Genomic DNA, 14469 nt, shown 5'->3' on the forward strand with positions numbered 1-14469 from the left:
TCCCGAGGAGTCCTCCGCATGCCCGTCACCACCACCCCGCCCGTCCCGAACGCCGAGAGCCGCCCCCTGCCGCCGTACCGGGCCCTGCTCGCCGTCGACGCGAAGGACTTCACGGGGCTGCCCGCCGTCCAGCACGCCGCGGTCAGCGAGCTGATCCCCGAACTCGTCGACGACGCCCTCGAACGCGCCGACCTGCACGCGCTGCGGGACGCCAAGCGGTTCCCGGCCAGCACCGGCGACGGCATCGTGTTCGGCTTCGACCCCGTCCACCTGCCGTTCGTGCTCGCCCCGTTCCTGGGCGTCCTGGACGGGGTGCTCGGCGCCTACAACCACCAGGAGGTCGGGCCGCGCATCCGGCTGCGGGCCAGCGTCCACGTCGGCCCGCTGCCCGACGGGGGCAGCCGCGGCGACGGCAACGGCATGCCCCGCAACGACGTCCACCGGCTGCTCGACTCCCGCCCGGTCAAGGCGATCCTCGCCGACAGCAGCGAACACGTCACCCACCTCGCCGCGATCATCTCCGACCGGGTCCACGAGGAGGTGGTGCTCGGCGGGTACACCGCCCTGCACCCGGACCGCTGCCTGGAGGTGCCGGCCACCGTCGACGGCAAGAACTTCGCCCAGCGCGCGTGGCTCTACGTGCCCTCCCCGTCGAGCGGCCTGCTGCGGGCCGGCGTACCGGCGCGCGAGGAACCCGCCGTGCCCCCGGCGGAGCCCGCCGCGGCGCCGCAGCAGCCGCAGCGGCGGTACGAGGGCAACAGCCAGCAGGTCACCGAGGGCGCGGCCGTGATGGGCGACATCGGCGGCGACTTCACGTACACCGGCCGGTCCACCACCTCCACGACGTCCACCACGTCCACGGGGTATCACGGCACCAACCAGCACTGGGGCGGCGGCGACAACGTCTCCGGCGACAAGCACGTCGACGGGAACCGGACGTGAACCCGGCACCGGACCCCGCCGCCGACGACCAGCGGGCGGAACAGGACCCCGGCCCGGGCGCCGAGACCGCCGGGGACGCCTACCGCGACAACCGGCAGCAGGTGCAGGGCGGCGGCGCCGCGGTGATGGGGGACGTGCACGGGGACCTGATCGTGGGCGTGTCCGTCAGCGAACAGGTGCTCAAGCCCGTGCTGCGGGAGGGCCCGTACCCGGCCGACCAGGTGACGTCGAGGTTGTGCGGGTTCGTCGAGCCCACCTCGCACGTCCGGTGCCGCAAGGTGCTGGACGGCCGGGTCCTGCTGCTGCGGGCGCAGAGCGGCACCGGAGCGGGCACGGCGGGCTTCGCCCTGCTCGCCGAACGGCACGGGGTCGCGGGCGTCACCGGGCTCGACCCCCAGGCCGACCTGGCGAGTTGGAAGCCGAAGGAGGGGCGCGGCTATCTGCTCCAGGGACTCTCCCCGGAGGCCGCCGCCACCCTCAACGACGTGAAGCTGACCGCCCTGGCCGACCTGCTGCACCGGGCCGGGGCCCATCTGGTCGTCACGGTGGGCGAAGAGGTGGGGCTCCCGGCGGACACCCGGCCGTGGCAGGTGGTGCACGGTCCGCCGCCGCCCCGGGAGGTGGCCGTCACCCACCTGCACGCCCTGGTCGACACCGGGAGGCTCACCGGAGCGGGACTCTCCACCGCCCTGGCCCACCTCGAATCCGAGGAGGTCAGCGCGTACCTGGCGGCCCACCGGCTGCCCGGCGACGGCGCGGAACTGGCCGCGGAACTGGCCGCGGCCGTACGCGCCGACCGGCCGGCCGCCACCGCGCTGGAGGGGTTGCGCCTCGGCAGCGACACCGCCGCCCGGCTCGCCCTGGACAAGGCGCGGCACAGCGCCGACTCCGTCGCCCTGCTGGTCGCGGTCGCCCTGTTGCCCCGTCAGGACCGCACGGTCATCACCCGGTTCGCCGCCCGGCTGCGCCCCCTCCTCGGGGAACCCGCCGAAGCCGGACCGGCGGGGGAGCGGCCGGACCGACCCGATGTGCTCGGCCCCTCCCTCGCGGACCGGCTGGCCGCGGTGGGCGCCCGGCTCCTGCCCCGCGAGCACGGCTCGGCCCACCGGCACCGCTACCCCGTCCAACGGGTCGACTTCGCCGGCCGGCACCGCCCCGAGGCACTGCTGCGGCAACTGTGGCTCGACCACGAACGCCTGCCCGAGCTGGTGTGGCGCACGCTCAGCGACCTGCCCCACCAGCCGGGCACCGACCTCGCGGCCGGACGGTCGATCGGCACCGTACTGGCCCACGCCACCGGGCCCGACGCGCTGGACCAACTCGCCCCGTTCGCCGTGTCCTCGCTGCGCTGGCAACGCCGCCTCGTGGCGTTCGCCCTCGGGGAGGCCGCCCAGCACGTCGACTCCCAGGGCGCCGTCCGCGAGCAGCTGCGCCGCTGGAGCCGCTCCCGTCAGGTGAACGTCCGGTGCACCGTCGCTGAGACCTGCGCCGGCACCTACGGACTGGCCCGCCCCGCGGGGGCGCTCCGGCTGCTGGACGCGGTCCTCGACGGCCCCCGGGACGAACTGACCGTGCGGAACGTGCACCCGGCCGTCTCGTTCGCCCTCAGCGTGCTGCTCACCGAGAAGCCGAACCGCGTCCCCGTACTGGACCAACTCGACCGGTGGTTGCGGGCCGACGGCGGCACCCAGCGCCACGCCTTCGCGGCCGAAGCCGTCGAAGCGATGGCCCTGTCGACGTTCCCGCTCCCCGGCAGGTCCGGCCCGCGGAAGGTGAGCCTGGCCGACGTGATCGTCGAGCACCCGCAGCAGGCCCTCGCCCTGGTGTCCGAGGCCCTCGACGTCCCGGACCTCCGCGAGTCCGTGACGGACGGGGTGCTCGACGTGGAGGAGGACCCCCGGCCGCAGGTGCGGGCCGCCTTCCCCGCCTTCCTGTCCGCGCTGGCCGGCACGTTCTCCGCGCACCACGGACCGCCCCCGTTCCTGTTGCGTCGGCACCGACGACGCAGCCTCACTCACGAGAGGACCGTTTGATGATCACTGGGCTCATCGACCCCCTGATCGCCCCGCTGCACTCGTCGCCGTTCCGGGCGCTGCTCGGCTCGCGGCTGGGCCTCGTTGCGCAGTCGCACTCCGCCTTGGTGTTCCTGGCGGACGACGGTGCCGACCGGGTGGAACCCCCGCGCGGCCCGGCACCCCGGTGGTCCGGGACCCCGTACCCCCGTCCGCCCCTGGGCCAGGTGTGGAACGGCCGGTTCCGCAGGGTCAGTCGGGTGTCGCTCGTGGAACGCCGCTGCACCGTCGAGGTCGCTGCGGGCGGCCCGCTCCGACCGCCGCAGCACCATCAGGTCGCCTGGCGGATCGGCGACCCGGTCACCGCGGTGCGGGGCGGCCTGACCGAGGAGGCGGCACGGCAGGTGATCGCCCGGGACGTCGCGGCGCCGGCCGGAACGCCGGACCCCCTGCGGCAGCCGCCCCCGCGCCACGGTGCCCCCGTGCTCGCCCCGCCGCCCGGACAGCCGAGGGTGATCGAGGGCGTCGGCATCGTCTACTGGCTGCTGGACCAGGTACCCGGACCGCTGACGGGAGCGGTGGACGCGGGCCCCGTGGTGCCGCCCCTCTTCGGCGAGGCGCAGCGGGAGGCGTACCGCTTCTACCGCGAGGTGGTGGCCGGCGGCCCCGCGGACCTGGTCGCCTTCTGGCTGTTCCAACACCCCGACCAGGCCCGGGACGTCCTCGACTGGACGGTGGCCCACCGCGATCTGCTCACCGACCGGGACGGCTGGGAGCACTCGCTCGCCGCGACGCTGCGCGGGCTGAACGGGGAGCACCGCGGCCTGGTGGGCGTGAACGTCGCGCACCTGCTCCGGGAGGTCGGCCTGCCCCAGGGGGACGAGGTCCTGCGGCGCATGCAACGGGACGGTGTCCCCGGGGCCGCGGCGAACGGGGCGCCGCCGGACGGGGCCGGTGGGCACGGGGCCGGTGGGCACGGGAGCGGCGCGCACCGGCGGTCGGCGTGAACCCGTACGGGACGGGGTCGTATGGGACGGGGCTGTACGGGGCGGGGCCGTACGGGGACGACGGCGCGGCGCTGTCCCGGGAACTGGTCGCACAGAACCACCAGGAGATCGGCCGCGCCGACGGCAAGGCCGCCGTCCTCCTCGCCACCGGCGCGACCCTGCTCGGCCTGCTGCTCGCCCGCCGCCCGTCCGGCGCGACGCCGGCCCCGCCCCTGTGGTGGTGCGCGACGGTCATGACGACCGGGGCGCTGCTGCTCCTGCTGATGGCCCTCGTTCCGCGCACCACCGCGCTGACGGAGGGACCCGTGCCGGTCCTCGCCTACTACGAGGACGTCCTCTCCGCGCAGGCGGGCGCGGTGCTGTACGCGGGCCTCGGCAGGGGCGGCGCGGACCCGTGCCCCCGTCTGTTACGGGCGCTGACCGGGACCAGTCGGGTCGCCCGGGCCAAGAACCGCTGCGTGCGCGGCGGCGTCCTCGCCCTGCTCCCCGCGATCGCCGCGGCCGTCCCCGCCCTGGCCGGCGCCGGTTGATCCGGGCGGCCGGGGCTGGTCGCCCGTCCCCGGCCGAACCTGCTCTGAACACGCGCCCAGTGGACAGAAGTGCGCATCCGCACCCCGGCGCTGCCCCAGAGGAGTCACCCGTGCTGCTCACTCCGCGTGCTCACGGACCCCCGCGAACGATCACGTTAGGTTGCCCCTGACGGTGTGTGGTCGCCCCGTTCCGGACCGTCGCCCGCCCGCGCCGTGACGCCCCCGCCGTCCCCGGTGCCCACTGGAAGGAACCCGCCGTGGTCGTGACCGTGTCCCTGGTGCTCCTGCTCGGGATCATCCTGTTCATCCTGCTCCGCTCCAAGTCCCTGGGTTTCGGCGCCGCGTTCGTCGCGGTCCTCTTCGGCTTCCTCCTCGCCTCCACCAGCGCCGCGGGACCGGTCAACGAGTTCACCGTCGCCGTCGTCGGCGCCCTCGGCGAACTCCAGTAGGTGGCCGGCATGGACGACCGGACCGTCGCCCGCCACCGGCTCGCCGTCATCGTGCCGAAGGCCGCCCCCGCGGTGGCCACCACCGCGGTGCTCGTGCTCGCCCGGATCTGGAACGCCAACGGCGCCGAACACTCCGTCGGCAACGCGGCACTGATGACCCTCCTGTCGCTGGCCGCGGCGGCGGCCGGCGTCTGCACGAGCCTCGGCCGTTACGGAGACCCCGCCCTCGCCGGAACCGCGTTCGCCGCCGCGGGCGCCCTCGCCCTCACCGGTGTCTGCGCGTACGCCGACGGACTGTCCCTGCCGCTGCTGCTGTGGGCCCTGGTCACCGCAGCCGCCTACGGGCTGGCCGCCCGCTACTGGCGCGAGGACCGGCGCACCCGCGTCGCGTACCAGCGGCAGGCCAGCGAGCGACGCGAACGGCACGCCCACGTCGAGCGGGTGGAGGCGCTGCGGGCCGACACGCAGATCGAGGTGGCCCGCACCGGCGCGGCCTACGCCGAGCAGCTGGCCGCCGCCCTCCTCACCCGCGCCACCCTCCCCGGCTTCGACCCGACGGCCCTGCGCACCGCGGGCCTCCCGGCGCTCCCCACCAAGGGCTCCACCACGGGCTCCACCAAAGGCGACGACTGAGGCGCCGACTGAGGACCCGGCATCGAGTGCCCTGCGTTCCGTTCGGCGGTTCGTACCGCGGGTATGTCTTGCTGCGTGTTCGGAGGTCCGCAACCTGCGTTCGCCGTGCACTGCCCGGTCGGCTCTGCACCGGGCGGAGGCGCGGGCCGGTGCCCGTACGACCCAGAAGCCGAGGAACGCTGAACGTGATGACGGAACCGCCCAAACCCGCCCCTGGGGAGACGGGCCGCGTGCCGTCCGGGGACTGTCCGTTCTGTGCGATCGTGGCGGGCCGCGCCCCGGCCCGCATCGTCAGGCGGTGGCCGGACTCCCTGGCCATCGTGCCCTTGTCGGCGGTCACCGCGGGTCACACCTTGGTCATTCCCAAGACTCATGTTGCCGACATCGGAGTGGACCCGCTGGTCGCCGCCGACACCATGCGGCGTGCTGCTGAACTGGCGGCCGAATTCGGTGCATGCAACATCATTACTTCGCGCGGGGAACTCGCTACTCAATCGATCTTCCATCTGCACTTGCACGTACTTCCACGTCGCCATGAGGACGGCCTCCTGCTGCCCTGGTCCCCTGGTGTGCTCGGAGCGCGACGCGTCGCGGCGAGAGAGCCGGAGAGGCAAGTTCCGGCAGAGACCGCGGCGTTTCGGCCACCCTTCATGGGATAAGACGTGAGTACTACCAGGGTGCGGGGGCCGAAGTGAACCTCCGTTGATGAGGGGGGACACCGTGAGGCGGACGGCTTCGTTCGGTGCCGAGCTGCGTAGACGGCGGATCGCCGCGGAGCGATCGCTCGCTGAACTGGGGCGGCAGATCCGATATTCGAAAGGGCATGTGAGCAAGGTCGAACGGGGGCAGAAGAACGCCAGTCTTGAATTCGCTCGTGCGTGTGATCGGGCGCTCCGTGCCGAAGGAGAGTTGAGTGCCCTGGTATCCGATCAGGGGCAGCCCGAAATCCCCGCCGCCGGGGCGCCGACCGAATGGACCATGCCCTGGATGCTGCGCATGTCCGTCGACCGCGGCAACGAATTCGTGGCCTACGACGAGACGGCCTCGGCGGATTCTTCGCGCACCCCCGGACTGATGTCCTGGAAGATGGCTTCCTTTCCGGACCTCGATGCGGAGGCGGGCGATGCGCTGACGCACTTCTCGACCCTCTTCGCCGAGTACCGCAGGCTCGGGCAGTCCGTCGGCCCCGTGATCGTCACCCAGATGCTCGTCGCCACGATGAACGCCCTGCGCGGCGTGGCCCGGTCCGCATCACGCGACGCCGACCGGCAGGCGACCCTGCGGTTGGCCGCCCGGTACGCCGAGTACACGGGGTGGATGGAGCAGGAGGCCGGTGACGACGCCGCGTCACTGTGGTGGACCGACCGCGCCGTAGCCCTGGCGGACACGGGAGGCGACGCCGAGTTCGTCGCCTACACCATGGTGCGGCGGGCCGACGTCGCCCTGTACCGGACGGACGGGCGGGCAACGGTGGAGTACGCGCGACGTGCCGAGGAGCAGTCGCGCAACAACCGCATCCGTGGCCTCGCCGCCCAGCGCAGGGCTCAGGGGCACGCACTCCTGGGTGAGGATGCCGCCTGCTTCCGATCCCTGGACCGGGCGGCAGAGTTGATGGCCCGGGCGGCCCAGGAGGGTCTGGACGAGGCGCCGAGCACAGGGGCGGAGCCCGTGATCGGCAGCATGCACCTGGCCGGGCTGGCCGACTTCGTCGCCGGATGGTGCCTCCATGACCTCGGGCGGACGGCCGAGGCGCTGGGGCACCTGGAGAGTGGCCTCGACGCCGTCCCCGTGCACGCCCGCAGGGCCAGGGCGCGGTACGCGGCCCGCTTGGCGCTGGCCCTCGCCGAGGCCGGGGACCTGAAGTCCGTCTACACACTCGTCGACGCGGTGACGTCCTCGGTATCGGTGGTCGACTCGGCCACCATCCGGGCCGACCTCCAGCGGCTGCTCAGAAGGCTCAACCGGTGGCCGCGCGATCCCGATGCCCGACGCGCGGTCGACCAGATCGCCGCAGCCCTGCACACCGGTGGTCGTTGACCGCGCTCGCCCCCGCCCCTCGCACCGGGGTCGGAAGGTGTCCGGTTCCCGTCCGTCCGGCTGCGCTGCGCTGCCCGATGGCGGCCGAGTCCGTTCACCGGCGTCGCGTCGGGAAACACTTCGCAGCCTGCCGCAGCGCCTTCTTCATTCCCTCTTGAGAGTGTTCCGTTTCCCGGGCGAAGTGGGCCCGGGAAACGCATTGACCGGCTCTCTTCGTAATGGAAATCTCGCCAGGTACGGGCGTGCCGCCGATCCCGTCGGCGATGGCCCGGGAGAGCTCTGTGCACGACAAGTGAGGAGTCACCCGATGGCCAGGATCTTCATCAACTACAGGACGGGTGACGGGGAAAAGGCCCCTGAACTCGTGGACGAGCGACTCGTCAAGGTATTCGGCAAGGGGAGGGTGTTCCGGGATCGTCGGTCCATGCGCCCGGGGACGGATTTCCCCGACCACCTCCGTGAGAAGTTGGAGAACTGCACCGTGCTCCTCGCCCTGATCGGGCGAAATTGGCTCGGAATCCGTGACGACGTGACCGGTTCCCGCCGGATCGACGTACCGAACGACTACGTTCACGACGAGATCAAGACCGCGCTCGACCTCAACAAGATCGTCATTCCGGTACTGCTCGACGCGAAGATTCCTACGCCAGATGAACTGCCCCCGTCCATCGCCGGATTGGGATTCCGGCAGGCCATTCACCTGCGTGAGGGGTACGCACACTTCGACCTCGACGCCATCGTCGAGGAACTCCGGCAGTACGTTCCCGAGAAGAAGTCCGTCAAGAAGTCCGTCAAGAAGTCTGCGAAGAAGGCCGCGAAGAAGGCAGGCCCGACGGGCCAGACGGGCCGGGAGGGTCAGGAGAGGAACGGCGGGGGGACCGATCCCGGCGCGGTCTTCGACATGGGTTTCGACAACACCTACACCATCAAGCGCAGTGCCTTCGGGAACAACCCGAGGTACCTGGAGGCCGACCCCCGGTACGGACGCGGAAACGGGGCGCAGTCCGAATGAACGACCAGCCCGACCACGTTCCCGCGGAACCACCCCCTCAGGGTGCGGCGTCCGCCCACCACTCCCCCGAGCCGGCACCCGGTCCTGCTGCGACACCGAGCGAGGTCCCGGCCGGCGAACCGCCGCCGGCCCCGTCGAGAGCACGGACCCGCACCCGGCCGCCTCCCCGCAGGACGGGAGGGAGGCCGCGGCGGGGGACACGTCGCGCGGCACCGGCGGGACGTCTGCACGAGAGCAGCCGGTCTCCTTCGAGGAGGCCAGCGCGGCCCGGGAGCGGCACAGCCTCATCAAGCCCAGCCGCAGTGCCGTCCACCTCGGCACGACGGGCAGCGCCGTCTACATCGAGAGCATGTACAGCGGGGACGGCAGCCCCTCGGCCGCCCGGCTCCACGTGGTCCCGTTCACCGACGCCGTCGTCACGGCGATCCACGTGAAGGTCCCCGGCCAGGACGAGATGGAGGCCGGCCTCCGTCGCCACCACGTGATCGCGATCTACGGAGACGAAGGAACAGGGCGGCGCTCCACGGCGATGGCCGTCCTGATGCAGTGCAGCAGGCCCCGCTACGCACTGAGTGCCCTCTACTGCGAGGACACGGACGTGGTCAGGGGCGTGTGCGAGCAGGCAGGCCAGGTGCTGGAGAAGGGCCACGGCTACCTGGTGGAGGCGGGCGCCCGGCCCGTCACCCCGGAGACGTTGGAGCGCCTGGCCCAACTGGCGGCCCGCGCGGGGTCCTACCTCGTGATCACCGGCACGCAGTCGTGCTTCCCCGACGAAGCCCACCACGCCCATGCCTTCGAGCACCGGGGGCCCGACCCCGCGAAGGTGCTTGAGGACCATCTCCGGGCACTGCTCGCCCGCCACCGCCACCGCTGCCGGCAGGGGGAGGAGGACGGTGGGCACCCGTGCGACACGAACAGCACGGAGGCGTTCGTCACCCGGGTGACGGGGGACCCCCAGCTGAACAGCACGCTGGGACTGGCCCGTTCGGTCACCGGGGTCGTCCAACTCGCCCGGGTGCTGGCCGATCACGTCCATGCGCCGGACGAGGAACTCGGCGACATCATCGGCAGGTGGCGCGACTGGCTGCGGCTGCTCGCCCGGGAGATGCTGGGGCTGGACGCCCGGCGGGACGAAGACGCTCCGGACCCGCACCACCAGGCGTTCCGGATCGCCTACGCCCTCTTCAACGGTCATCCGCTGTCCGACGTCGTCGAGGCGGGTGACCTGCTCAGCCGAATCATCCTCCCCCACTTCGGGGTGTCAGGGGCGGACCTGGCGCCTCACATGGCCGAGCAGAACATCAACCGACTGGTGCCGCCGCAGATGCGGTCCCCGGAAGCCGCCGGGACGGACGCCCGAACCAGTGCCCGGGAAGCGCTGCTGGTCCACGAACAACTCCTGCACAGCATGCTGGAAACCACCTGGGACGCGTACGGCAGGTTGCGGATTCCGCTGCTCGCCTGGCTCGACCTCCTCGTCGGCGGACGCGGGCCCGGACGGGTACGCATCAGGGTCCGGGCCGCCCAAGTCGTCGGCCTCCTCATGGGCTACGAGTTCGACTTCGTCTACCGGGAGCGGGTGGGACCCTGGGCCAGGTCCGAATCCGGGGTCCGCCGGCTGTCCGCGGCCCTGGCGCTGGAGATGGCCGCGGTCGAGGGCGGTGCGGCGGACCGGGTCGCGCGCCAGGTGCAGGACTGGGCCCGCAGCCCCGGGGCCGCCCTCCAGGACAGCGCGGCCCGCGCCTACGGAACGTCCATCGGCCTGCGGGACGTCCCGGCCACACTCACCGCACTCGGCCGGCTGGGCCGGAAACCGGGACTCGTGGCATCCAGCTCCGTCGCCTACTCCACCGCCTGGCTGTTCCTGGCGGGCCGGGTGGACGAGGTGATGGCGGAGCTCGACCGCTGGGTCACGTCGGGCGACGAGTACCTCCCGCGGCACGCCGTCCGCACCATGCTCGCGCTGGCCCGATACACCCTCATAGATCGTCCGAGCAGGCCCGCCCTCGCCGAACTCGCCCTGGACCACGCCAAGAACGCCGATCTGCTCGTCGCGCTCTGGAACCTCGCCCTGACCACCAGGGGAACGTCCACCCGCGCCTGGAACGACCTCGGCCGCTGGTTGCCGGACGCGGACGGTGCGGGCAACGAGGACCTGGCCGCGCTCTACGAAGCGCTCGCCCCGCGAATCTTCACCGATCCGCTCCCCGAACGGGCCCGGTTCCAACTGAACCAGGTCTGGCGGCTGCGCCACCCGGACTCCCCGACCCTGCACCGGGTCCTGAAAGCCCTCGGATGACCCGCCGGAGCCGACGAAAGGACACACCGATGACGACCCGACACAAGCGGGGCCTGCTGGCCCGGTTGTTCGCCTGGTGGAGCGCCCGCCGGGAACGCCGCCGCGCTCGCGCGGCCGACGATCCGAGCACGGGAGTCGACCCGGGGTCGACCCAGCTCGGCACGGTGGACCCCCTCCAGATCGATTCCTACGCCGAACTGGCGCCCGGAGAGGACCCCGTGCTGCTCGTGGCGCGCGGCGACGCCTTCGACTTCCACGTGCTGCCGCACTTCCGGTGGCAGAGCAGTGAGATGTCCGTCGAGCGGCTGCGGGAACGCGCCGCTGCGCTGTCGGCCGAGGCCCGCGACGAGTTCCTCAGGCGGGCCTGGGGACTGGCGCGCGATTGCGACGCCGACGACCCCGTAGCGGCCGAGACGCTGATCAACACGCGTCTCGCCGCGGGGTGGTGCTACGACGACGCGGAGGGACTGATCAAGTGCCGGCCCACCGCTCGGGTGCGCGTCGACCCCGTCCTGCGTGACCGCGTGCGTCCCGCGCGACTGGCCGAACAGGGGATGAAGGAGGACCTTCGCCTGGGACTGTTGAAGGCCGCGCACGCCAGGCAACTGACGGAGGAATGGCTCCAGGTCATCGCGACGCTCGAACAGGGCGGCGAACTCACCCAGGTGCAGCGGACGTTCCTCGTACCGTTCGCGGCCGTCCTCGCGGACGGGGACTTCGCCACCGCGGTCGACAAGCTGAGGACCGCACGTCGCCTGGGCACGGAAGCCCTGGCCGAGGTGCTCAACCAGGCCACCACCAACCACGAACAGGTCGGACTCTTCGAGTTCGCCAATGCCTACGACAAGGCCCTGAACAGCTTCTCCCAGCAGATGGGGCTCACCCCCTTCTCGTGGATTCTCGACGCCTCGCACACGACGGAGGGACCCGAATGACAGCGACCCCCGTCACCGGGGCGCGTCGAGGCGCACGGTCGGCGCCGGGCTCCCGCACGGCCCGCACGACCTGGAAGGCGTGCGCCGTGCCGCTGCTGGTCGCCCTCGTCTCGGGCCTGCTCTCGGGGTGCAGCACGAGCCGTGATCCGCAGGTCGCCTGCGACTGGATGCGCAAGGCGGCCACGGACGCACCCCGCGGCGGGGGGCAAACGGTGATCCTCGTCGACGCCTCCTCCTCCGTACGCGGTTCCGCTCCAACGTCCGGCGGCTTCGACCACCGCGCCGCCGTCGCCCGGCACATCGGCCCGTGGCTCGCCGATGTCGGGACCGTGTCCGTCGCCGCGTTCGGGGGGGACGTGCACGACATCCGGTGGATCGCGCGCGGCTGGGCCGCCAAGCCGCGCGGCGGCGGCAACGAGGAGAACGAGCGACGGCGCAGCGCCGCCGTACCCGAGTGCCTGGGGCGGGCGGTGGCCGAGGCCCAGTCCACCGTTCCCGAGCGCGGCGGCAGCGACGTGCTGGGGGCCCTTCGGGAGGCGCGTGGAGCGTTCGCCGACGACGAGGGCGTTCGCCGACTGATCGTCCTCACCGACGGCCTGCCGACGAAGGGCTGCGCCGATCTGCGGCACTCCGGCTTCGAAGGGAGCCTGGAGACCGATGCGATCGTCGAGCGGTGCCTGGCCGAAGGCGAGGTCACACCGGAGGTCCTGGGCTCCGTGCGGACCGTGCTCGTCGGCTTGGGACGGACCGCACGCGACGAGCCCCAGGCTTCGCCCGCGCAGTCGGAGTGGATCAGCGGTCTGTGGAAGCGGCTCTGCGCGGCAGCGCACCCGCAGCCGGCCCGTCCCGAGGACTGCACGTTGACCGCCGCCGCTGCCGAATCGCTCGACGAGCAGGCGGCTGCGCGGCGCCCCGACGACCAGACGGTCGAGTTCCCGCAGCGCACGTACCAGCGGGCGGGTGCCAGGGCCCTGTTCGATACGAACTCCTCCGTCCTCCTGCCGGAAGCGCTGCCCGAACTCACCAAAATCGCCGTCGGGTTGCGCGGAAAGGACGACGTCGGCGTCCGGGTCTTCGGGTACGTCGATCCACGCGGCGGCACGGCCAACAACCGCAGCCTCTCGCAGGCGCGCGCCGATGCCGTCAAGAACGAACTGGAACGGCTCGGCGTGCGGGGCGTGACGGCCGTCGGCAGGGGCGTCGCCGACGGGTGCCCGGGTTCCGGAGGCGATCTGAACGAGAACCAGAAGCTGCGGTGCGACCGCCGTGTCGACATCGTGGTCGTGCGATGAGGGAGTGAGCCGGATGAGCATCGGGAACGGCCGTGCACGCAACGGCGTGCTGTTGGGTTCGGCCATCGACTGTCCGGGCGGGAACGGTCAGGACGGTGCCTGTGAGGGCACGGTGCCGCCCGTTCGTCTCGTCGACCGGACGGACAGTCGCGAACGTGCGGTCCTCATGGGAGCGTTCACCGACGGCAACACCCAGCTGATAGACCGTTTCGGGGCCCTGGGGGCGGCCTGCGCCGCCGTGGTCACGTCCGCACAGGGAGTCGAGCGGGGCATCAGCGCCGTTGATCGGCTCCGCCGCGCCCGCGCCGGGGAACTGCCGGTCCCACGGAAGGCGTTGGCTGCGGAGGAGCCCGGAACACCCCGGCAGCCACGGCCGGCGGCCCTGTGGCGGTGGTTGGTCTGGCCCGTGACGGTTGCCGGTGCGGTCTTCGACTCGGCGTTCGTGGGCTCCGTGGTCCAGCAGGTCCTCGACACGAGACCCGGCACGATGCCGTACTGGCTGGCGTACCTACCCGGCCTTGCCATCGGGGTCTGCCTGCTGGTCGGTGGAACGTTCCTGGCCGAGCGTCTGGACGTCGTCCGCCGGGCCCGGTCCGTCCCGGCGACCGGCCAGGGCGCCGAAACGGGCCGTGGCGGCCGGCACGGACGGCGTCTGCTGGTGGCCCCCTGGCTGTTCGTCCTTGCGGTCCTCGGACTCATCGCGGCCTGTGGAGTCGTGCGGACCCAGATAGCGGTGCGCTCGGACGACGCCTACCTGGCGGCCTTCCACCCGGTGATCGTGGTTCTCCTCTTGTTCCTGGGCGCCGCCTCCGTTGCCACCAAGGTGCTGTCGCACGATCCCCACGCGCCCCAGCACGCCGAGGAGACCAGGGCCGTCAAGGCCGGGGAGAAGGCGCTGAAGCGGCGCACCAAGGTTGCCGACGACCTGGCCGACACGGCACGGAAGGCACTCGTGTCCCACGTCGCCACCTGGTTCGATCTCAAGGCCGCTGCCGACGAGGCGGAGCACAGCGCCCGCACGTGCGTCGAGGCCGCCGCCACGGGCCTCGTGGAGGAACGCGCCCGCACGGGCCGCGCCGGTGCCTTCGACTACCCCCTGCGCTCGTCCGCATGGCCCTTCGAGCAGGACACGATCCGGGACGTGCTCGGTCCGGTGCAGCTCAAGGGCGGACCGGAGCTCCGCTTCGACATGCTCGACGAGGTACGCAAGGTGCTCGCCGACCACCGCCCGGACGACTTCGCCAGCCGGCTTCGGACGGCGCTGGGGGAACTCGACCAGTAGCGGGGTACCACGGAACCATCCGACGACAGGACCTGCGGG

Annotated in this window: 13 protein-coding genes and 1 pseudogene; all 14 read left to right on the plus strand. The window is 72.4% G+C overall.

The annotated features are described in order from the left end of the window. Window positions 1-18: 18 nt before the first annotated feature. The 14 genes and pseudogenes from ACFWIA_RS20385 to ACFWIA_RS20450 all read left to right on the plus strand — a co-directional run bounded on the left by ACFWIA_RS20385 (window position 19) and on the right by ACFWIA_RS20450 (window position 14430). Window positions 19-942, plus strand: coding sequence for a hypothetical protein (locus ACFWIA_RS20385; RefSeq protein WP_387007076.1), 924 nt, complete (start codon window positions 19-21; stop codon window positions 940-942). After that, the gene (locus tag ACFWIA_RS20390) at window positions 939-2975 is read left to right on the plus strand and encodes a hypothetical protein (RefSeq protein ID WP_387007079.1); all 2037 of its coding nucleotides are present in this window, start codon (window positions 939-941) and stop codon (window positions 2973-2975) included. The genes ACFWIA_RS20385 and ACFWIA_RS20390 overlap by 4 nt, the downstream gene beginning before the upstream one ends. Further along, the gene (locus tag ACFWIA_RS20395; RefSeq protein ID WP_387007082.1) at window positions 2975-3961 is read left to right on the plus strand and encodes a hypothetical protein; all 987 of its coding nucleotides are present in this window, start codon (window positions 2975-2977) and stop codon (window positions 3959-3961) included. Before ACFWIA_RS20390 ends, ACFWIA_RS20395 begins: the two co-directional genes overlap by 1 nt. Continuing rightward, on the plus strand, window positions 3958-4491 hold the full coding sequence (locus tag ACFWIA_RS20400; protein WP_387007085.1) for a Pycsar system effector family protein: 534 nt from the start codon (window positions 3958-3960) through the stop codon (window positions 4489-4491). Before ACFWIA_RS20395 ends, ACFWIA_RS20400 begins: the two co-directional genes overlap by 4 nt. Window positions 4492-4748: 257 nt before the next feature. Continuing rightward, window positions 4749-4940: a hypothetical protein gene (locus tag ACFWIA_RS20405; RefSeq protein ID WP_385484434.1), complete on the plus strand. Its 192-nt coding sequence runs from the start codon at window positions 4749-4751 to the stop codon at window positions 4938-4940. 9 nt (window positions 4941-4949) lie between these two features. Beyond that, window positions 4950-5573, plus strand: coding sequence for a hypothetical protein (locus ACFWIA_RS20410; RefSeq protein WP_387007088.1), 624 nt, complete (start codon window positions 4950-4952; stop codon window positions 5571-5573). 188 nt (window positions 5574-5761) lie between these two features. Beyond that, window positions 5762-6232: an HIT family protein gene (locus ACFWIA_RS20415; RefSeq protein ID WP_387007091.1), complete on the plus strand. Its 471-nt coding sequence runs from the start codon at window positions 5762-5764 to the stop codon at window positions 6230-6232. A 46-nt stretch (window positions 6233-6278) separates the two neighbouring features. Continuing rightward, window positions 6279-6479, plus strand: a pseudogene (locus tag ACFWIA_RS20420) (helix-turn-helix domain-containing protein); the annotation flags it as partial. A gap of 3 nt (window positions 6480-6482) precedes the next feature. Further along, the gene (locus ACFWIA_RS20425; RefSeq protein ID WP_387007193.1) at window positions 6483-7610 is read left to right on the plus strand and encodes a transcriptional regulator; all 1128 of its coding nucleotides are present in this window, start codon (window positions 6483-6485) and stop codon (window positions 7608-7610) included. A gap of 307 nt (window positions 7611-7917) precedes the next feature. Continuing rightward, window positions 7918-8622, plus strand: a complete 705-nt coding sequence (locus ACFWIA_RS20430; protein WP_387007094.1) for a toll/interleukin-1 receptor domain-containing protein — start codon at window positions 7918-7920, stop codon at window positions 8620-8622. A 349-nt stretch (window positions 8623-8971) separates the two neighbouring features. Continuing rightward, window positions 8972-10921 carry a hypothetical protein gene (locus ACFWIA_RS20435; protein ID WP_387007096.1) on the plus strand — a complete coding sequence of 650 codons (1950 nt, stop codon included), beginning with the start codon at window positions 8972-8974 and terminating at the stop codon, window positions 10919-10921. Window positions 10922-10950: 29 nt separating this feature from the next. After that, window positions 10951-11856: a hypothetical protein gene (locus tag ACFWIA_RS20440; RefSeq protein ID WP_387007099.1), complete on the plus strand. Its 906-nt coding sequence runs from the start codon at window positions 10951-10953 to the stop codon at window positions 11854-11856. Then, window positions 11853-13148, plus strand: a complete 1296-nt coding sequence (locus ACFWIA_RS20445; RefSeq protein WP_387007101.1) for an OmpA family protein — start codon at window positions 11853-11855, stop codon at window positions 13146-13148. Before ACFWIA_RS20440 ends, ACFWIA_RS20445 begins: the two co-directional genes overlap by 4 nt. 13 nt (window positions 13149-13161) lie before the next feature. Then, complete coding sequence (locus tag ACFWIA_RS20450; protein WP_387007104.1) at window positions 13162-14430, plus strand: hypothetical protein; 1269 nt, start codon at window positions 13162-13164, stop codon at window positions 14428-14430. Window positions 14431-14469: the final 39 nt, after the last annotated feature.

The sequence above is a fragment of the Streptomyces sp. NPDC127068 genome (assembly GCF_042724695.1).
GTDB lineage: Bacteria > Actinomycetota > Actinomycetes > Streptomycetales > Streptomycetaceae > Streptomyces.